Origin of the sequence: Amycolatopsis sp. NPDC004169, assembly GCF_040610315.1 — a bacterium.
Classification (GTDB): domain Bacteria; phylum Actinomycetota; class Actinomycetes; order Mycobacteriales; family Pseudonocardiaceae; genus Amycolatopsis.
Window position 1 is genome coordinate 1 of record NZ_JBEXMD010000041.1, and the last position, 19,282, is coordinate 19,282.

The 19,282-nt window shown below is 72.5% G+C and carries 18 protein-coding genes; 12 read left to right on the top strand and 6 right to left on the bottom strand.

What is annotated here, in order from left to right:
* From ABZX11_RS38040 to ABZX11_RS38085, 10 genes are all read left to right on the top strand, one after another.
* The coding region (locus tag ABZX11_RS38040) for a hypothetical protein (RefSeq protein ID WP_354922699.1) at positions 1 to 528 on the top strand (528 nt) is incomplete at its 5' end.
* Positions 525 to 1,004, top strand: coding sequence for a hypothetical protein (locus ABZX11_RS38045; RefSeq protein ID WP_354922702.1), 480 nt, complete (start codon positions 525 to 527; stop codon positions 1,002 to 1,004). The genes ABZX11_RS38040 and ABZX11_RS38045, both read left to right, overlap by 4 nt.
* The gene (locus ABZX11_RS38050; RefSeq protein WP_354922705.1) at positions 1,001 to 1,432 is read left to right on the top strand and encodes a hypothetical protein; all 432 of its coding nucleotides are present in this window, start codon (positions 1,001 to 1,003) and stop codon (positions 1,430 to 1,432) included. The genes ABZX11_RS38045 and ABZX11_RS38050 overlap by 4 nt, the downstream gene beginning before the upstream one ends.
* A 43-nt stretch (positions 1,433 to 1,475) precedes the next feature.
* Entirely contained in the window at positions 1,476 to 1,811 is a 336-nt protein-coding gene (locus ABZX11_RS38055) for a prepilin-type N-terminal cleavage/methylation domain-containing protein (protein ID WP_354922708.1), read from the top strand.
* 58 nt (positions 1,812 to 1,869) lie between these two features.
* Positions 1,870 to 2,958 (top strand): type IV pilus twitching motility protein PilT, encoded by a 1,089-nt coding sequence (locus ABZX11_RS38060; RefSeq protein ID WP_354922711.1) that lies wholly within the window; start codon positions 1,870 to 1,872, stop codon positions 2,956 to 2,958.
* Entirely contained in the window at positions 2,955 to 4,484 is a 1,530-nt protein-coding gene (locus ABZX11_RS38065; RefSeq protein WP_354922714.1) for a GspE/PulE family protein, read from the top strand. The genes ABZX11_RS38060 and ABZX11_RS38065 overlap by 4 nt, the downstream gene beginning before the upstream one ends.
* The gene (locus ABZX11_RS38070) at positions 4,481 to 5,686 is read left to right on the top strand and encodes a type II secretion system F family protein (RefSeq protein ID WP_176169822.1); all 1,206 of its coding nucleotides are present in this window, start codon (positions 4,481 to 4,483) and stop codon (positions 5,684 to 5,686) included. The genes ABZX11_RS38065 and ABZX11_RS38070 overlap by 4 nt, the downstream gene beginning before the upstream one ends.
* Positions 5,686 to 6,126 carry a prepilin-type N-terminal cleavage/methylation domain-containing protein gene (locus ABZX11_RS38075; RefSeq protein ID WP_354922716.1) on the top strand — a complete coding sequence of 147 codons (441 nt, stop codon included), beginning with the start codon at positions 5,686 to 5,688 and terminating at the stop codon, positions 6,124 to 6,126. The genes ABZX11_RS38070 and ABZX11_RS38075 overlap by 1 nt, the downstream gene beginning before the upstream one ends.
* Positions 6,120 to 6,743 carry a prepilin-type N-terminal cleavage/methylation domain-containing protein gene (locus tag ABZX11_RS38080; protein ID WP_354922718.1) on the top strand — a complete coding sequence of 208 codons (624 nt, stop codon included), beginning with the start codon at positions 6,120 to 6,122 and terminating at the stop codon, positions 6,741 to 6,743. The genes ABZX11_RS38075 and ABZX11_RS38080 overlap by 7 nt, the downstream gene beginning before the upstream one ends.
* On the top strand, positions 6,740 to 8,761 hold the full coding sequence (locus tag ABZX11_RS38085; RefSeq protein ID WP_354922721.1) for a hypothetical protein: 2,022 nt from the start codon (positions 6,740 to 6,742) through the stop codon (positions 8,759 to 8,761). Before ABZX11_RS38080 ends, ABZX11_RS38085 begins: the two co-directional genes overlap by 4 nt.
* A 4-nt stretch (positions 8,762 to 8,765) precedes the next feature.
* Here ABZX11_RS38085 and ABZX11_RS38090 read toward each other — a convergent pair whose 3' ends face one another.
* Complete coding sequence (locus ABZX11_RS38090; RefSeq protein ID WP_354922724.1) at positions 8,766 to 9,545, bottom strand: prepilin peptidase; 780 nt, start codon at positions 9,543 to 9,545, stop codon at positions 8,766 to 8,768.
* A gap of 381 nt (positions 9,546 to 9,926) precedes the next feature.
* Here ABZX11_RS38090 and ABZX11_RS38095 point away from each other — a divergent pair, with 381 nt between their 5' ends.
* Positions 9,927 to 10,340 (top strand): hypothetical protein, encoded by a 414-nt coding sequence (locus ABZX11_RS38095; RefSeq protein WP_176169826.1) that lies wholly within the window; start codon positions 9,927 to 9,929, stop codon positions 10,338 to 10,340.
* Positions 10,341 to 10,511: 171 nt separating this feature from the next.
* Here the strand turns inward: ABZX11_RS38095 and ABZX11_RS38100 are convergent, their stop codons facing one another.
* Positions 10,512 to 10,952: a DUF6294 family protein gene (locus tag ABZX11_RS38100; protein WP_354922727.1), complete on the bottom strand. Its 441-nt coding sequence runs from the start codon at positions 10,950 to 10,952 to the stop codon at positions 10,512 to 10,514.
* 186 nt (positions 10,953 to 11,138) lie between these two features.
* Here ABZX11_RS38100 and ABZX11_RS38105 point away from each other — a divergent pair, with 186 nt between their 5' ends.
* Positions 11,139 to 13,244 (top strand): AfsR/SARP family transcriptional regulator, encoded by a 2,106-nt coding sequence (locus tag ABZX11_RS38105; protein ID WP_354922730.1) that lies wholly within the window; start codon positions 11,139 to 11,141, stop codon positions 13,242 to 13,244.
* Between the two features lie 106 nt (positions 13,245 to 13,350).
* Here the strand turns inward: ABZX11_RS38105 and ABZX11_RS38110 are convergent, their stop codons facing one another.
* The 4 genes from ABZX11_RS38110 to ABZX11_RS38125 all read right to left on the bottom strand — a co-directional run bounded on the left by ABZX11_RS38110 (position 13,351) and on the right by ABZX11_RS38125 (position 19,191).
* Complete coding sequence (locus tag ABZX11_RS38110; RefSeq protein WP_354922733.1) at positions 13,351 to 16,230, bottom strand: beta-galactosidase; 2,880 nt, start codon at positions 16,228 to 16,230, stop codon at positions 13,351 to 13,353.
* 43 nt (positions 16,231 to 16,273) lie between these two features.
* Positions 16,274 to 17,260, bottom strand: a complete 987-nt coding sequence (locus ABZX11_RS38115) for an arabinan endo-1,5-alpha-L-arabinosidase (RefSeq protein WP_354922736.1) — start codon at positions 17,258 to 17,260, stop codon at positions 16,274 to 16,276.
* A gap of 134 nt (positions 17,261 to 17,394) precedes the next feature.
* A complete protein-coding gene (locus ABZX11_RS38120) occupies positions 17,395 to 18,411 on the bottom strand; it encodes a pectinesterase family protein (protein ID WP_354922739.1) in 1,017 nt (338 codons plus the stop codon).
* 9 nt (positions 18,412 to 18,420) lie between these two features.
* Positions 18,421 to 19,191 carry a pectate lyase gene (locus ABZX11_RS38125; RefSeq protein ID WP_354922868.1) on the bottom strand — a complete coding sequence of 257 codons (771 nt, stop codon included), beginning with the start codon at positions 19,189 to 19,191 and terminating at the stop codon, positions 18,421 to 18,423.
* Between the last annotated feature and the right edge of the window lie 91 nt (positions 19,192 to 19,282).

Consider the following 19,282-nt stretch of genomic DNA (forward strand, 5'->3'; position numbering starts at 1 on the left):
AGTGCCTCGAACCACCCCACGTCAGGCCACCCCCGCCAGCTCGAGGGCCTCGACCGCCGTGCGCAGCGCCTCGGCCGGCTCCGGCGTGTACGCAGCGGTGTTCCGGCGGGCGCGCTCGCGGCCGTCGTGCTCACGTGGTTCGCGATCGGCCCGGCGCCGGCGGCGAACACCGCGAACGGCAACGGCAGCAAGCAGTTCGGCATCGCCGACGTGCCCGGCCGGGCCACCGCGCTCGTGCCCGGCGCGACCGGGAACCGGTGGATCCGGCTGGCCAACACCGAAAACTTCCCCATCCTCGTGCAGACCGTGACGGCCGCGGTCGGCAAACCCAACGACAGCCGCGGGCGGCCCGTCCCGGCCTGCCCGGCGTCCTCGGTGCAGGTCGACGCGCTCCCCCGGCCGGTGACGGTGCCCGCCAACGGCACCGCCGACGTCGCCCTCACCACCCGCATGCTGCCCGGCACCCCCGACGCGTGCCGGTCGGTCACCTTTCCCCTGACGTACACAGGAACGGCGGTCAAGCCATGAAGAACCCGACCCTGCGCCGCGTGCTCGTGGTCACCACGGTGGTCGGCGCGACGCTGGGCGGCGGGATCGCCGTCGCGGCGTGGACGAGCTCCGGTTCGGGTGCCGCGAACGCGAAGGCCGGCACGGCAGCCGCTCCGACGACCACGGCACTGACGGCCGCGGCCTTCACCAGCAACCTGCTCTACCCCGGCGGACCGGCCGGGGAAGCCAAGGTCCTGGTGAACAACCCGAACCCGTACCCGGTCAAGGTCAGCAGCATCGTCGCCAACGGGACGCCGACCGGCTCCGGCGGAACGGGCACCTGCACGACGACCGGCGTGAGCTGGACCGCGCAGGCACCGAACACCTCGGTGCCCTCCAACGGCAACGCGACCCTCACCCTGGCGGGCGCGGTCTCGATGGGCCCGACCTCGGACGACGGCTGCCAGGGTGCGCTGTTCTCGATCCCGGTGACGGTCACGGTGGTGAGCGGATGAGCGCGAACCGGGTGGTTTTCGCGGCGGTGCTGGTGGCGGCTTCCTGGACCACGGTGATCAGCGGCCTGGTCGCGGTGGGTGCCGCGAGGGCGGAGGCGGCCTGGCTGAAGTCCGGCTCCGGCAGTGGATACGCGGCAGGCCTGCAGCTGCAGACGCCCGACCAGCCGGTCCTCGACTCGGCGAAGTGCAACAACGGCAACGGCAGCGGTCCCTCGGCCAAGCTCCACTGGTCTTACCCGGCGCCGCTGCCGCCCGGGTTCGAGCTCTTCACCGCGACCACGCAGGGCGGCCCCGCTTCCCTCGCGGGTACCGCCACGACCAATTCGGCCACCATCCCCCTGCCCGGCAACAACAAGGTCTACGTGAGCGTGCGCGCCACGGCCGGTTCCTGGAAGGGGACCCGATCTCCGGAGGTGGCTGCCTGCTGATTCCGGAACGCCACTGAAACCCTGCAACGCAAAGGAAAGAACCATGCTGGAGAACCTGCGTGCCGCCCGCGCGAACGAGGACGGCTTCACCCTCATCGAACTGCTCATCGTCGTCGTGATCCTGGGCGTGCTCGCCGGGGTCGTCGTGTTCGCGGTGCAGGCGTTCAACGGTGACGGCAAGGCCGCCGCCTGCAACGCCGACTGGAAGAGCGTCGAGACCGCCAACGAGGCGTTCTACGCCAAGACCGGCGGTTACGCCGCCAGCCCGGCCGCGCTGAAGACCGCCGGTTACCTGAAGGACGAGCCGTCGACCACCAACGGCTACACGATCGCCATCACCGCCGGTGTCGTCACGGCTTCCGGCGCCTGCACCCACTGATCCGCTCCGCGGGGTGGGGCCACCCACCCCGCGGCACACCCTCGCCCCGGAGGATCCCATGCTCACCCAGATCGGCAGCCGCGTCGACGGCCTGCTCGAGGCGCTCTGGCAGGCGCGCGGCACCGACTTGCTGCTCACCGCCGGACTGCCGCCCCAGCTGCGCGTGCACGGTGACCTCTCCGCGGTCCCCGGCCACCCCGTCCTCACCGGTGACGACACGCGCGCGCTGCTCGCCGAGCTCCTCACCGACGACCAGGCCCTCACCTGGCGCACCGCCCGCGAATTCGACTTCTCCTTCGGCTGGCGCGACGAAGCCCGCGTCCGCGGCAACGCCTTCACCCAGCGCGGGGAGACCGTCGTCGCGCTGCGGATGATCCCGCGCCGGATCCCCGGCATGGCCGATCTCGGCCTGCCGCCCGTCCTGGCCGACTTCGCGCGACGGCACCAGGGTCTCGTGCTCGTCACCGGGCCGACCGGCTCCGGCAAGTCGACCACGCTCGCCGCCGTCATCGACCGGATCAACAGCGAACGCGCGTGCCACATCCTCACCGTCGAGGACCCGATCGAGTACGTCCACGAACACCGGCGTTCCGCGGTCAACCAGCGGGAGGTCGGCACCGACACCGAGTCCTTCCCCGCGGCCCTGCGCAGTGCGCTGCGGGAGGACCCCGACGTGCTGATGGTCGGCGAGATGCGTGACCTCGACTCGATCCGCTTCGCCCTCACCATCGCCGAGACCGGGCACCTGGTCTTCGCCACGCTGCACACCAACGACACCGCGCAGTCCCTCGCGCGGATGATCGACGTCTTCCCGGCGGGCCAGCAGGAACAGGTCCGCGTCCAGCTCGCCGCCGCGCTCACCGGGATCGTCCACCAGCGGCTGCTCCCCCGCGTCGGCGGCGGCCTCGTCGCCGCCTTCGAGGTGCTGGTGGCCAACACCGCCGTGCGCAACCTCATCAAGGAGGGGAAGCCGCACCAGCTGCGCAACGCGCTGGTGACCGGGCGCCGCGAAGGCATGGTGACGCTGGAGCAGTCGCTGTCCCAGCTGGTCGCCACCGGGCTGGTCACCCCCGCCGACGCCGCCGCCCGCAGCCTGCACCCGCAGGACATCGATCCGCGGCCGCTGCCCCGGAGCGTGCCGGCATGAGACTCCGCACCCAGCCCCGGTCGGTCGACCTGCGCACGGTCACGCCCGACCGCGCCGCCGCCGACCTGCTCGGCGAGGCGAAGGCCCGCGAGCTCTGCGCGATCCCGCTGACCGTCCGCGAGGACACCGTGCTGGTCGCCGTGGCCGACGCCGCCACCGCCCCGGCGCTGCAGGCGGCCCTCGGCCGCCCGGTGACCGTCGCCGTCGCCGACCGCGCGGACATCCTGGCCACCATCGGGCGGACCTACCGGGCGCTCACCGGCGTCGACCAGCAGGTCAAGGCGTTCGAAGCCCGCGACGCCGTGCGCCGCGACGCCGCCCGCGCCGAAGCTCCGGCCACCGCGAACGACGACGCGCCGGTCGTGCACGTCGTCGCCCTGATGATCAAGCAGGCGCTGCGCGACCGCGCCTCCGACATCCACGTCGAGCCGCAGGCCGAGCGGATCCGGGTGCGCTACCGCATCGACGGCGTCCTGCACGACGTGCTCGACCTGCCCGGCTCGATGGGCCCGGCGGTGACCAGCCGGATCAAGATCCTCGCCGGCATGAACATCGTCGAGCGCCGCCGTCCGCAGGACGGCCAGATCAGCATGGACGTCGAAGACCGGCCGGTGGACATCCGGGTGGCCAGCACGCCGGTCGTGGGCGGTGAGAAGGTCGTGCTGCGGCTGCTCGACAAGAGCCGCCCGCTGTTCCGGCTGCCCCAGCTGGGCATGCCCGCCGGGATGGCCGAACGCTACACGGCGGTGCTGCAGTCGCCCTACGGCATGGTGATCTGCGCCGGCCCGACCGGCAGCGGCAAGACCACGACGCTCTACGGCTCGCTGGGCGAGCTCGACAGCAGCGAACGCAACATCATGACCATCGAGGACCCGGTCGAGTACACGATGTCCTCGATCAACCAGATCCAGATCAACGAGCAGACCGGCGTCACCTTCGCCGACGGCCTCAAGTCGATCCTGCGGCAGGACCCGGACGTCATCCTGGTCGGCGAGGTCCGGGACGTCGACACCGCGCGCATCGCCGTGCAGTCCGCGCTCACCGGCCACTTCGTGCTCTCCTCGCTGCACGCCACCGACGCCGCCTCGGCGCTGCACCGGCTGCTGGACATGGGGATCGAGAACTTCCTCGTGGCGTCGTCGGTCACCGCGGTGCTCGCCCAGCGCCTGGTCCGGCGGATCTGCCTGCGCTGCCGGGAGTACTACGCGCCCTCGGCCGAAGAACTGTCTTTCATGGACTCCCTCGGCGCTGACGAGCCGGCGGGCGGGTACGTCCGCGGGGCCGGCTGCAACTTCTGCGCGCAGACCGGGTTCCTCGACCGCACCGGCGTCTACGAGCTGATGCCGGTCAGCGAAGGGATCCGGACGCTGGTGCTGGAGAGCGCGCCGCACCGCGAGGTGCACGAGCTGGCCCGCAAGGAAGGCATGCGGACGCTGCAGGACGAGGCGCTGCGGCTGGTGGCCGAGGGCGTCACCACCCCGGCCGAGGTGCTGCGGTCGATCTACCTCACCGGAGGGGCGCGATGAACCGGTACGCCTACGTCGCCACCGGCCCGGACGGGCAGCGCACCCGCGGGGTGCAGAAGGCCGCCGACGCCGATTCCGCCGTCCTCGCGCTCTACGAACGCGAGCTGCGGGACATCGAGGTCACCGAGAAGAAGAGCGTGCTGAGCCGGGAGCTGACCGCGCCGCGGGTCAAGCGCGAGGTCGTCATGCACCTCTCGCGCCAGCTCGGCGCGTTCGTCCGGGCCGGGCTGCCGCTCATCGACGCCGTCCGGATCCTCGGCGAGGAGGCCGCGAACTCGACGGTGGCCCGGATGCTGCGGGACGTCGAACAGGGCCTGCGCGGCGGCGACCGGCTTTCCGACTGCATCGACCGGCACCCGAAGATCTTCCCCGAGTTCTACCGGGAGATCCTGCGCTCGGCGGAGCTCACCGGGCAGCTCGACCAGGTCCTCGACCAGCTGGCCGATTACCTCGAGCGCGACCTCGAAGCGCGGCGCAAGATCAAGGCCGCGCTGATCTACCCGGCGATGATCGCGCTGATGTCGGTCGTCACCGTCGTCGTGCTCGCCACCTTCGTGCTGCCGCGGTTCAAGGTCTTCTTCGCCAGCCTCAACGCGAAGCTGCCGTTGCCGACGCGGATGCTGCTGGCCGTCACCGACTTCCTGGGCCGGTGGTGGTGGGCGCTGCTGGCCGGCCTGCTCCTGCTCACCGTGTCCTACCTGGTCGCCGTGCGCACGCCCGGCGGCCGGTACGCCCGCGACCGCGTGCTGCTCGGCGTCCCGGCGATCGGCCCGACCGTGCGGCACGCGCTGGTCGAGCGGTTCTGCCGGATCCTGTCGTCGATGGTGAGCGCCGGGGTGCCGCTGCCGGAGGCCCTGCGGGTCGCGACGGACTCGCTGCGCAACCGCGTGTTCATGCGGGCGCTCGGCCGGGTCGCGCAGGCCGTGCTGAACGGCGAGGGCCTGGCCCGCCCGCTCACCGGCTCCGGGCTGTTCCCGGTGACCGCGGCGCAGATGATCCGCGTCGGCGAGGACACCGGCACCCTCGACACCCAGCTCGAGGTCACCGCCCAGTACTACGAAGGCGAGCTGGACTACCGGCTGAAGAAGCTCACCGCGCTGTTCGAACCGGCCGTGATCGTGGTGATGGGCCTGGTCGTCGGGTTCGTGGCGGTCGCGCTCGTCTCGGCGATGTACGGGATCTTCGGCCAGGTGCACGTCTGATGAGGACCGACGACCGGGGCGAGACCCTGCTGGAGCTGCTGGTCGCGGTCGCGATCCTGGGTATCGCGGTCGTGGCGATCGTCGGCGGCATCGGCGTCAGCGTGTTCATGTCCGACGTCCACCGCAAGCAGGCCACCGCCGGTGCCGGGGTGCGCGACTTCGGCGAGGCGGTCGAGAACCAGGTGATGGCGGGCGGCTACTTCGCCTGCGCGGCGCCCGCGAAGTACGCCGCGCCGGCCGGGTTCACCGTGCCGCCGGGGTTCACCAGCGCGGTGTCGTCGGTGAAGTACTGGACCGGCTCGGCGTGGTCGGCGACCTGCGGCACCGACACCGGGCTGCAGCAGGTGACCCTGCAGGTCGCCAGCGGCGACGGGCGGGCGAGCGAACGCCTGGAGGTCGTGGTGCGCAAGCGGTGCGGGCTCGGGGAGGCGCTGTGCTGAGCCGCCGGTCCGACGCCGGGTTCACGCTGGTGGAGCTGCTGATCGTCGTCGTCATCCTGGGCGTGGTCGTCGCGCCGGTCGCCAACGCGGTGATCGTCTCGATCCGCAACACCGATGCCACGTCCGCGCGGCTCGCGGTGTCGCACGACGCCCAGCAGAGCGCGGCGTTCTTCGCCCAGGACGTCGCCGCGGTCGGCCTGCGGGACTACTCCGGGTCGGTGGGCAGCGGCCAGGTGCCGTACTCCCCGTCGATCCAGCTCGGGGCCGGCTACGGCAGCGGCGGCCAGGTCTGCGGCACCGCCGCGACACCCGTTTCCCTGGTGCGGCTGCTGTCCGACGACTGGGACACCAGCACGCCGGCCGCGACCCGGCGCACCGCGATCGTCGCCTACTACCTGACGGGCACCGAGCTGCACCGGCTGCGCTGCCTCGATTCCGCGACGCTGTCCGACTCGATCGTCGCGCACAACGTCGACCCGGCCACGCCCGCGGTGACGTGCTCCAGCGCGTGCACCGCGGCCGCCGTGCCGCTGTGGGTGAAGCTGACCTTCACCGCCGTCGCGCGCAACGCCGACCCCTACCCCATCACCCTGTTCGGGCAACGGAGGCAGACATGAACCGCCGGTGGAAGGGCGACGACGCCGGAGCCGCGCTGCCGCTGGTGCTCATCCTGGTCACGGTGGTCGCGGTGGTGCTCGGCGCGCTGCTGTCCTTCGCCGACACCGGCGTCCGCACCACGGTGAACCTGCGCGACCAGGCCGCGGCCGCCTACACCGCCGACGGCGCGCTGCAGGCGGGGATCAACGCCATCCGCACCAGCACGTTCACCGGTGCGGCAGGCGAGCACTGCTTCGGCGGGTCCGACACGCTGGTCCTGCCGAACTTCGGCGGTGGCGGCTCGGCCGCCGTGTCGTGCACCGCCGACCCGGCGAAGGTGCGGATCCAGTGCCCGTCGCTGAGCGTGTGCAACCGGCCGGGCAACGCGATCCTCACCCTGGGCACCGGCGGCGAGGACGGGCTGAACATCCAGCAGCCGACCGGTTCTTCGTTCCGCGTCCACGGCATCGTGTACTCGAACTCGAACATCCGCGTGGTCAACGGCTCGCTCGACACGAACACCGCGGTGTACGCGCGCGGCGCGTGCTCGGGCACGATCAGCAGTACGCCCGCGCCTTCGTGCGGCTACGGCGGCTCGAGCCTCGGTGCGGATCCCGGCTACACCCCCGCGTTGACCTCCGTGCCGCCGCGGCAGGCGCTGCCGCCGTGCACCAAGGCCGGTTCGCTGGTCACCTTCCAGCCCGGGCTCTACGACGACGCGGCCGGGCTGTCGGCGATGATGTCCAGCAGCAGCAGGTGCAAGGACAGCACGTTCTGGTTCACCCCCGGCACGTACTACTTCGACTTCCGCAACAGCGCCGCGGTCCGGCCGCCGTCGCTGCCCGGCGGCGACGACGTGTGGACGGTCGACAACGGCTACCTCGTCGCGGGCACGCCGGTGGACGGCAGCAAGCGGGTCATCGCCAAGCCGCCGGTGCCGGCGCAGATCCCGGGTGCCTGCGACAACCCGATCGACGACCCGAAGGCGTCCGGCGTCCAGTTCGTCTTCGGCGGCGACAGCAGGCTGGCGGTGAAGGCGGGCCAGGTGGAGATCTGCGGCACCTACAGCGCGGACCGGCCGCCGGTGGCCCTCTACGGGCTGGCCTCGGGCGCGGACACGCCGGTGACGGCGACACTCGTTCCCACCGGCACACCGGGCGGCACGTTCACCACCGCCCCGGCCGGCAGTTTGTCCACTGTGGATGGCAATCTTGCCACGTGGACCAACAACGCCGGTGGCAACCAGAGCGCCGCGGTGACCGCGACCGGCTACACCCCACCCGCGGCGATTCCGGCGGGCTCGATCCTCAAATCCGCACAGGTGAGCGTCCGGCACGGCAACGACAGTGGGTCCACCCAGGACAACCTCACTGTCCAGGTCACTCCGGCGGGCGGGACCACCGGCGACCCGTACAAGGTGCCTTCGTATTCGGACAACTCGCTGCACACCGATCTCGTCGACGTAACCTCGGCCGCGCTCTCGCAACAGGTGTACGACGGCACCTTCACCGGCGCGCAGCTGAGCTACACCGCGGCCTTGAAGCACAAGGGCACAGAGCAGGTCGATGCGTTGCAACTGGTGCTCGACTACACCCCGCCTGCCCTGCGCGCGGAAAACGGGTGCACGCAGCTGATGTACCCGAGCAGTGCCGCGTGCGCCCTGGTGACCGCGGTCAACAACTCCGGGAACCGGTTCTACGTGCAGGGGACGACGTACGCGCCGAAGGCCGTCCTGGACGTCACGCTGAACAACGCGACCGAGCCGATCTTCCGCTTCGGCGTCGTCGCGCGGTCCCTGTGGGTGAAGGAAACCGGGAGCGTGACGTTCACCGGGGCGGTCATCGAGGTGCCGGACGACTCGCCCGGCTTCGTCTTCGGCGTCTACCTGTCCGCCTACGTGTGCCCCGGTGCCGCCACGTGCGCTCCGGGTGGTGCCCCCGTTGCCCGGGCCCGGGTGGCCTATGTGGACGGTGATCCGACGAACCCGGTGGCCGGGGCGCGGCAGGTGTCGGTGCTGAGCTGGTCGGGGAACCGGTGACGGCTCAGGCCAGGCCGGTCAGGCGCTGGTAGGCTTGGCCGAGCGGGCCGGCCGCGAAGATCGCCACCAGGGCCGCGGCGATCATGAACGGCCCGAACGGCAGCGCCGTCTTGCGGCCGCCCTTGCCGGTGGCCAGCACGACGACGCCGGCGACCGCACCGAGCAGGAACCCGCCGAACGCGCCGACCACCAGCGTCCCCCAGGAGAGGTAGGCGAGGATCCCGCCGAGGATGCCCGCGAGCCGGACGTCGCCGAAGCCCATGCCCGCCGGGTAGGCCAGCGCGAGGAGGAGGTAGAAGGCGAACAGGGCGGCGCCGCCGATCCCGGCGCGGGCGAGCGCCCACCAGTCGCCGCGCCACCAGGCCGACGCCGTCAGCAGGACGACCAGCACCGGGTAGGACGGCAGCACGATCGCGTTCGGCAGGCGGCGGCAGTCGAGGTCGATCAGGGCGAGGGCGACGCCGATCGCGCCGAAGTAGAGGAAGGCGGGCAGGTCCGGCGGGTCCAGCCGCAGGGCCAGCAGCGCGAACAGGACGCCGGTGCCGAGCTCGACCAGTGGGTACCGGACGCTGATCCGGGCACCGCAGCCTGCGCACCGGCCGCGCAGGACGAGCCAGCCGAAGACGGGGACGTTGTGCCGGGGTTCGATCTCCTGCCCGCAGTCCGGACAGCGCGACGGCGGCCGGACGACGGACTCGCCGCGCGGCACCCGGTGGATCACGACGTTGAGGAACGACCCGACGAGCAGGCCGAGCACCGCCGCCGCCACGACCACCACCGCCATCGGGCTCCTTCCGGCCACCGCAGGTCTCGCCGGACGCAGATCTTGCCGGACGCGCCTGCTGTCCGCGACCGGACGACACGCGTACCCGAGCGGACGACACGCGCACCGGGAGGGTCGGCTTGCGTACCTGGAAGGTCGGTTCGCGTACCTGGAGGGTCGGGGCTGTGGGGTTCCGGGAGGGGGTGGGCCTGGAGAGGCGGGCACCGGCTGCTCACTGCGCGAGCGCAGCGCGGCCGCCCGGCTGAGCGTCCTCGGCGACCGCGGCCGCGGCGGGTTCCCACGCCGCCTGTCCCGTCCACCTCGTCCGCACCACCGGATGAGGGGAAGCGGAACGGAAGCAGGACCCGGCAGGATGGCGGGCGGACCCGAGGGAGGACGAAGATGAAGACTGCGGTTCAGGCCGGACTGGTGGCGCTGCTGGCCGGCGCGACGGTCCTGGTGGCCCCCGCCCAGGCGGCGACGATCATCCAGCGGTCGGCGATCTGCAAGGCGGACGCCTTCAGCGGCACGCTCACCCTCCGGTACGAGAGCGTCGGCTTCGACTTCCGCATCGTCGGCGGCTACACCACGTCGGGGCCGTACATCGGCGACGTCGCGGGCAAGGTCTCCCTGCGGATCTCCTACCGCACCGGAACGACCACGCACACGGTGTTCTCCCAGACCTCGGCGACGACCGGGAACACCACCTTCGCGGTGCCGACGACCACGACGGTGCCGGCATCGTCCGCCGGCACCGCGGCGGCGACCTTCGACAACGGCACGAGCTCCTGCACCGCGACGGTGCCGATCAGCTGACCACCGGATCGAGGATCGCGCACGCCGGACCGGCCAGGACCTCGGCCGCCCGGGCGCGGTCGAGGCCGGCGCCTCCTCGATCCGCTGGAGGGACCCCGCCCCGGCGGGGTCGTCGCGGGCGCCGCCCTGGGCCTCGGTGGGCCGTGACCCAGGGCGGTTCTCACCCCGGGATCAGCAGCTCGAGTGCTGGATCGTCTTGAAGATGTCGACAGCACTGAAGAGCGCCGCGTCGTAAGTGAAGTGCTTCGACCAGAAGTACCGCGGCGGCGGGTTGCCGTCGTTCATCACCGGGCTGTCGAACGTGCCCGCCGAGAACAGCTTCGTCCCGGCCGTGGTCTTGAAGTCGAAGCTGGAGTGCCAGACGTCGCCGGAGTGCGTCTGGAAGGTCAGCGTGGTCGCGCTCCAGTCGCCCGTCCCGTCCGAGCGGAGCACGATGGTGCCGTTGTCCTGCTCGCAGTCACCGACGTGCAGCTGGCCCCACGTCGCGCTCTTCACCTCGAGCGCCGCCGCGTGCGCCGGCGCCGCGTTCGCCGCCGGTGCGCCCGCCAGCACCGCCGCCCCCGTCGCCGCGAGGGCGAAAACCGGTGCGAGACCCCGAATCATGCGTTTCATGGACTTCCTCCCGAAGAACCGGTAGCCGCGGACTCCTCCGTCCGCGACACCGACACTCGCAGCGCCCGTCGACGATCCATCGACAGATCGTCGACGGAGATTCATCCGGCCGTAGACGTATCCCGGGTGGCCCGGACCGCTCCTGTACGCGAACGCGCGCGGTAGCGGCGTTGCGGAGGGGCGGGCATGGGCGGGGTGGACCTCGGGGTGCTGGGACCGTTCGAAGTGCGGCTGGACGGCGAGCCGCGGGACGTCGGGGGTCCGCGGCTGCGGACCCTGCTGGCGGTGCTGGCGGCGGAGGCGGGCCGGGTGGTCAGCGTCGCCGCGCTGGGCCGGGCGCTCTGGGGCGAAGAGGCACCCGCGCACGCCGGCCGCACGGTGCGGACGTACCTCTCGCGGCTGCGCGGCGCGCTCGGCCAGGAGGCGATCCTGACCCGGCCGCCCGGGTACGTCCTGCACCTCGCACCGCAGGCCCTCGACGCCGCGCGGTTCGAAAGCCTCGCCGCCGAGGGGCGGCGGGTGCTGGCCGCCGGGGAATCGGCCGCCGCCCGGGAGCGGCTGGCCGCCGCGCTCGGCCTGTGGCGCGGCCACACCGCCTACGAGGAGTTCGGCGACGTGGAAACCCTGGTGGCGGAACGGGTCCGGCTCGACCGGCTGCGCCACAACGCCGTCCAGGACCGGATCGACGCCGACCTCGCGGCCGGCGAGGACACCGGGCTGATCGCCGAGCTGGAGGCGCTGACCGCCGCGTTCCCCGGCCACGAACGGCTGTGGGCGCAGCTGATGACGGCGCTCTACCGGGCCGGGCGGCAGAGCGACGCCCTGGAGGCGTTCCGCCGGGCCCGGCACGGGCTGATCAGCGCGTCCGGCGTGGAGCCGTCACCGGTGCTGGCGCAGGTGCACCGCCGGGTGCTCGCCCACGACCCGGCCCTGCTGGCGGCCCGGGCGACCGCGGTGGCGACCGCGCCCGGCGACGCGCTCACCGCCGGCGAGCACGCGCTCCTGGAGGACGGCGACCTGCGGACCAGCCGGGAACACTTCGAAACCGCGTACGTGCAGGCCGAGCGCGCCGGGGACGCCGTCGCGCTCGGCCGCGCGGCCCTCGGCCTCGGCGGGGTGTGGGTGCACGAGCACCGGACGGCCGTCGCGGCGGCGTCCCTGCTGACGCGGCTGCGGTTCGCGCTGGAGCAGGTGGAGCCCGGCTCGTCGCTGGGCCACCGCCTGCAGGCGCGGCTGGCGGCGGAGCTGGACTACGAAGCGGGCCGGCACGACCGGATCCTCGCGGTGGCCGTCCGCACGCGGGCGGCGGACGAGCCGGTCGCGCACGCCGAGGCGCTCAGCCTGGCCCACCACTGCCTGCTCGGGCCGGACCACACGGCGCTGCGGCACGCTCTCGCGACCGAGCTGGTCGGGGTGAGCGCCCGCTCGGGCCGGCGCACCGACCTGGTGATGGGTGTGCTGTGGGAGACCGTCGACCTGTTCCTGGCCGGCGACCCGCACGCCGAGCGCCGGCTCGGCGAGCTCGACGACCTGCTCGCCGAGCGCAAGCACCTGGCGGCCGGGTTCGTGGCGGACGCGGTCAAGGTCATGCTGGCCATCCGCGCCGGCCGGTTCCGCGAGGCCGAAGCCGGGGCGCAGGCGTGCGCCGAGGTCGGCCGGGCGGCGGGCGACTTCGACGCGCTCGGCTGGTACGGCGCCCAGCTGGTGGCGATCCGCTGGTTCCAGGGCCGGCTCGGCGAGCTGGTGCCGGTGCTCGACGGCCTGATGCACTCGCCGACGCTCAGCCCGATCGACAACTCCTACTACGCGGCACTGGCGGTGGCCGCGGCCTCGGCGGGCGACCGCCGCACGGCCGCGGGCGCACTGGCCCGGCTGTGCGGGGAGGACCTGGGCGCGCTGCCGCGGTCGAGCACCTGGCTGACGTCGTTGTGCGGCGCGGCCGAGACGGCCCACCTGCTCGGCGACGCGGCCACGGCGGCGCGGATCCACGAGCTGCTGGCCCCGTTCGGCCAGCTGCCGGCGATGGCGAGCTTGGGCATCGCCTGCTTCGGCTCGGTCCAGCACCCGCTGGGGACGACGGCGTTGACGGCGGGCGACCCGGACCGCGCGGTGACGCACCTGAGGGCGGCGGTGCGGCACAACCTGGCGCTCGGGCACTGGCCGGCGGCGGTGTTCTCGCGACGCCGGCATGCGGACGCGTTGCTGCGCCGAGGCGGTCCGGGAGACGCGGCGGCCGCGGAACGCGAGCTGGCGGCAGCCGATGAGGAGGCGCGGACGTTCGGCGGGCGGTGATGTCCGGCTGCCGCAACGCCGACCGCCCACCGAGCGCGGCGGTGTTCCGCCGCCGCGAGCTCGTTCGGCCGCGAAGCCGAGCCGAACGCACGCCCGCTGCGGGCCGTCACGGCGACGGTCGCCACCCCGGTGAGTACACGGGCCGGACCGGCACCCCTCCCCGCGCCGTGCCCAGATCCGTCAGCGCGACCTTCTCCAGGCCGTTGCCCGGGCCGCCGTCGCTGGTCACCGCCAGGGCCAGGCTGTTGCGGCCGTGCGAATCCAGGGTCCCGTCCGGCAGCACGAACGTGTGCTGCGGCCCGACGTCCCCGATGTATTGCCCGACGTTCCAGCCGTTGAGGAACACCAGCACCCGGTACCGCCCGCCGGAGCGGGGCTTCGCCGGGTCGCCGATCGTCAAGCCCACCGAGGTGTCCTGGTCGCGCGGGACGTGCAGCGAGAACGTCGTGCGGTACCACGTCGTCCCCGGGTCGGCCGTCGCCGCGGGCACCGCCGCCGGGGTCCAGGTGCGGTCCGGGAAGCCCGGCAGGTGCCGGCCGCTGGCCAAGGCGCCGCCGTTCAGCGGGCCGCGGACCGGGTCCGCCGTGCCGCCCTTCAGCTTCCACGCCACGCCGCCCGGCGTCGTCGTCGAGATGAGGCCGCGGCCCTCCTTGTGCGCGTCGTTGACGCCGCCGTCCTCGTTGTGGCCATTGTTCCGGACCATCACCGAGAGCACGTGCGGGCCGTCGCCACGCAGGTCTTCGGGCACGGTGAACTCCGCGGTGCCCGTCGTCGGCGGGGCCGCCGACGCGGACGGCAGGACGTGCTGGCCCAGGTACCGGCCGTCCAGCCACGCCTGGAGCATCCCCGCGCCCCCGCCGCCGTAGCGCAGGCCGACCCGCTCCCCCGGCGTTCCGGTGATCCGCCCCCGGTACCAGACGTCGCCGACGCCGAAGCCGTAGTCGTCGGCGGTCAGCACCGGCTGTCCGGCCGGTGGCGGGGTGGTGCTGTTCGTCGTGGTCCGGTCCGCCGCCGGCCAGGCCGAGTCGTCGAAGCCCGGTGCGGCTTCCGGCGAGCCGGGCGCCGAGCGCCAGCCGGTGAGCTCCGGCAGCCGCGGGTCGGCCGGTCCGGGCAGCGGCCGCAGCGCCAGGACGCTGCCCGCCGCCGTGGGCCGCACCGGCACCGGGGCGCCGTTCCACCACAGCAGCGGGCCGCGGGCACCCCACACCTCGAGGTCCCTCGGTGCCTTCGTGTCGCCGGTCAGCGCGAAGCCCGCCCGTGCGGTCCGCACCAGGTCCGGCCCGCGCACGAGCAAGCCGTCCACCGGCCAGAACGTGTCCGCCACGGCGTCTTCGGCGAGCAGCAGCGTGACAGCCGGGCGGCCGCCGCCGCTGATCCGGACCCGCGCGAGCCCGTCGTGGCGGTAGTTCAGCCGCAGGTCGTTCCCGGACCAGGTCGTGGTGACGGACCCGGCGAGGACGTCCACGCGCGGCCGCGCCGGGTACCGCAGCACCGTCTCGCCGTCCTCCCCCGGCCGTCCGTGCAGCAGCAGGGTCCCGGCGGCCCGGGCCATCAGCTCCGACGTCGAGTACACCAGGTGCTGGCCCGCGACGTCGAAGTCCGCCACCAGGAACTTGGCGTCCTGGCCGGCCAGGCGCAGCGGAACCGTGTACTCACCGTCCGATGTGGACAACGGGAAGGTGAAGGCGTCATCGGTCGTGGCGTTCGACGGGGTGTGCACCGGCAGGTAGAAGTGCACCCCGGTGTCCGGGTTGACGTTGTGGTAGACCTTCACCGCGGCCGACGACGGCGTCACCGGCGCCCCGCGGTCCATCTCGGCCAGATCCGGGACGGTGGCCAGGAACGACCCGATCTCCTTCATCGTCGACGCCTTCGGCCGCAGCTGACGGCCTTCGTCGATCGCCGCGCCGTAGTCGTAGGAGCTGTAGACCACCGGCGCCGGGAGCCCGCCCCACGACGTGCCGCCGAAGGTCATGTAGAAGTTCTGCAGGGTCAGGCCGTTCGCCAGGTTGGTGCCGTAGAAGACGCGCTCGTAGCCCGGCCCCTGCCGCACCGCGGTGCACGGGTAGGTGCCGTTGCTGCCCCAGTAGTCGAACCAGCCGCCGCCGAACTCGGCGACGAACCCCGGCGTGTTCGGCGACGCGCTCGCGCCGCCCTTCGCCCCGCCCGGCCCGTAGGTCCCCCAGTCGGGTGCGACGCTCGGATTGCCCGGCGTCGCGTCGGTCCGGCAGGTGCCGCCCGGGTACCCGTCGAAGGCGTAGAGGTCGACCTGGCCCTCCACGGTGCCGGGCACCCCGGCGCCCGGCGGCACCCAGATCCCGTTGCGCCCCTTGTCGTTGTGGAAGACCGGGACGGTGATCCCGTCGGCCCGCACCTTGTCGTGGAGGTGCGCGACGTAGTTGCGCTGCGAAACGCCGGTCGCGGCCAGCTCGTTCTCGATCTGGTACAGGATCACCGGGCCGCGGCCGTCGGTGTACTGGTGCCTGCCGATGATCCGGTCGATCCGCGTCAGCCACTCGTCGGCCGCGGCGAGGTAGCCGGGCGCGTCGCTGCGCGCCCGGCCGGCCTGGGTGCCCAGCCAGGCCGGGAAGCCGCCGCCGGTGACCTCGGCGTTGATGTACGGCCCGGGCCGCGCGATGACGTACAGCCCCGCTTCGGCGGCGAGGTCGAGCACCCGGTCCATGTCCCGGACGCCGGTGAAGTCGTACACCCCGGGCGCGGGCGAGTGGTAGTTCCAGTCGAAGTAGATCGAGACCGCGTTGTAGCCGGTCGCCTTCATCTTCTGCAGGACGTCCCGCCACAGGTCCGGGCTCGGCAGCCGGAACGGGTGGAACTCGCCGGACCAGACGATCCGGCGGTGGCCGTCCAGCAGGAGCGAGTACCTGTCGAACGTGACCCGGTGCCCGGCCGGGACGGCCGCCGCCGGCGCCGCCCCGAGCCCGGTGGTGGCGAGCAGGGCGAGCAGGAACGACAGGAACCGCTGCATGGGTCACCTTCCCGACGGGCGCCGTATAGGTCGTTATACGAGATCAGTACACGTAGGGCCAGCCGGCGCTGTCGTAGCCGATGAGGTTGATCCCGAGCTTGCCGGTCAGCGGCGTCGCGTCCGAGAAGTAGTAGTGGTAGACCAGCACGTCGGCGTCGGTGTCGTGGACGACGGCCACGTGGCCGGGGCCGTGGACGGCGCCGTGGCTCGCGAGGATCTGCGTGCCCCCGCCGTCGGTCATCCGGACGCCGGCCCGATCGGTGTACGGGCCGGTGATCGACGTCGAGCGGCCGGCCATCACGCGGTAGGTGCTCTTCGTGCCCTGGCAGCACAGGTCCCAGGAGACGAACAGGTAGTAGTAGCCGCCGTGCTGGACGATGAAGGGCGCTTCCTCGGCCGTCGTGCTGCCCGTGCGCCGGGCGATGCCGCGCAGCGCGGTGTCGCTCGCGCTGCGCTTGCCGGTGGCCGGGTCGAGCCGGATCATCTTGATCCCGGTCCACCAGGAGCCGAAGCTGAGCCACCAGCGGCCGGAGGTGTCGACGAACAGGTTCGGGTCGATCGCGTTGTAGTCGTCGCTGGTGCTGGTCTGGATGACGACGCCCTGGTCGGTCCAGCTGCCGGGCAGGCCGGTGCTGCTGGTGGCGAGGAAGATCGCCGAGTTGCGGGAGCCGAACGACGAGGCCGCGTAGTACAGGTAGTACTTGCCGTTGTGGAACGAGATGTCCGGCGCCCACAGGTACCCCGGCTTGGCCGGGTCGGTGAAGGGCGCGGTCCACGGCGCACCGTTCGGCCAGACCGAGCCGATCCTCGTGAAGTGGATCCGGTCGGTCGACCGGCGGATCTGCAGGTACTGGTCGGTGGAGTAGAGCAGGTAGCTGCCGTCCGCCGCCCGGATCATCGCCGGGTCGTGCACCGCCTCGATGTCCCCGGTGACGTAACCGGGGTCGGGGTAGGTCGCGGCTTGCGCGGCGGGCGCGCTCAGCAGGGCGGAGGCGACGGCGATGAGAGCCGGAAGGCGGCGAAGTTTCATGGGGTGTCCTCGGTTCGGCGCTGAGCCTGGACGTTGTTAGCGCTAACAATTCCTGATCGGATCATGGTCGGTGGTCACGGCCCGGCGCGTCAAGGGCCGGACGGAGGGTCTCCCCCGCCCGGCCCCCGACGGCGTCAGTGCACCGGGTTCCACCCGTCACCGCCCGCCAGGTACTTCTGCGGCGTGTAGTTCGCGGCCTGCGCAGCGGACAGCTGCGGCCGGTCGGCGCCGGCGCCCGCGCCCGGGCCGGTGTTGCGGTATTCGCCGAACCGGGCGTCCTTCCACGAGAAGCCCGACATGTCGGTCCACGGCGCCGGCTTGATCGCCGCCGGGAGGGACGTCTCGCGGAACAGGACCTGGGCGACGGCGTCGACGTCTCCGCTCGGGTGCCACGGCCGCCCGAGGTAGAAGCTCGCGCTGGCCGCCGGACTGAGCACCTTGCTGCCGACGACCAGGAAACCGTACGGGTTCGAGCGGCGGGTGCTGGCCGCGGTCAGGAACCCGTTGTTGCTGCTGGAACCGCGGTCCAGCGCGGTGATCGTCGCCCGGTCGAACACCGCCGTCGCACGGCCGAAGAGGAAGTCGACGTCGCCGCTGATCGAGCAGTTGCGGTAGTACTGGCGCCCGGTCGTGCCGACGGCCGCGGTGTCGGCGTACAGCGTGTCCTGGTGCCCGAGGAAGGTGACGTTGTCGAAGACCATCCGGTCGCCGGTGGTCTTGACCGCGACGGCCTGGGTGTCCTTGATCTCCGGGTGGGCGGTGCGGTCGAAGGAGTTGCGGAAGGTCAGCGCGGTGGCGGTGAAGCCGTTCGCGGCGATCGTCGCGGTCGCGCTGCCGGAGGTGCCGTACGTCGTGCCGTCGGGTTTCTTGGTCCCGCTGGCGTTGTCGTGGTCGATGACGACGTCGGCGGCGTTGCCGGTGGTGCCGCGCAGGGTGATCCCGGTCTTGGCCGACGGCACCGAGACGACCTCCCGGTAGGTCCCGGGCTTGATCGAGACGGTGCCACCGGCGGAAACCGCGTTGATCCCGGCCTGCACGGTCTGGTAGTTCCCGGAACCGTCCTTGGCCACGACGACGTTCGCCGCCGCCGCCCCGGCCGGTGGAGCGGCCAGCGACGCGAGCACCGACGCGACGAGCAGTGTGCCGAACATGGCGCGCCCCTATTTGTAGGTGATGTCGGCGGCGGTGTAGAGGCAGTTCGTCGCGTCCGGGCCGGTGCCGATCTTCGTCGGCTCGCCGCTGGTCACGCCCTGGTACTTCTGGCAGGGCTCGATCTTGCGGCTGGAGTCGCCGGAGATGGTGATCCGGGTCAGCCGGGCGGTGTCGCCGTAGTTGGTGTTGATGCCGACGAGCGCCTTGCCGGGCACGGTGGCGGTGACGTTGTCCACGACGACATTCCGCTTGTACTGCGTTTTGCAGTTGCCGCAGGAGCGGTACAGCTTGCCGAAGTCGCCGACCTGGAAGTTGCGGATGTACATCGTGCCGGGGCCGTTGTGCTGGAACACCTTGTCCGACGCCTTGCGCGCGCCGCCGCCGTCGATGGTCATCGTCTGGGAGGCGGAGGTGCCCTTGAAGGTCGCGGCATCCTCGCCGACGTCCTCCCACCACACGTTGAGCAGCGTGCAGGTGCCGAGGCAGTGCACGCCGTCGGCGGCGGGGCTGCCCAGGACGACGTTCTTCAGGGTGGTGCCGTCGGCCAGCTGGAAGAGCGGGCTCTGACCTTCGTCCTGACCGCCGCTGCCGAGGTCGCCGGTGCCGTAGAACCGCTTGAGCCCGCCGTCGAAAGTGCCGCTGGTCACCTTGATCGTCGCGCCCACCGGCACGCTGGTGCTCGGGCTCGGCCACGAGGCGGCCGACGCGGTGGCGCCGGTGCCGGCCGCCGCCGAAACGGCGAGCGCGGTGACCGCCACTACCCGGGTGATCCGGGCCATCACGGGGGGAATCATGCGACACTCCCTGGTCTCGAGTTTCAATCGGCGTTGACGGAAAACGTCCGACCGGGTGGTGAAAGCGCTTTCTCGA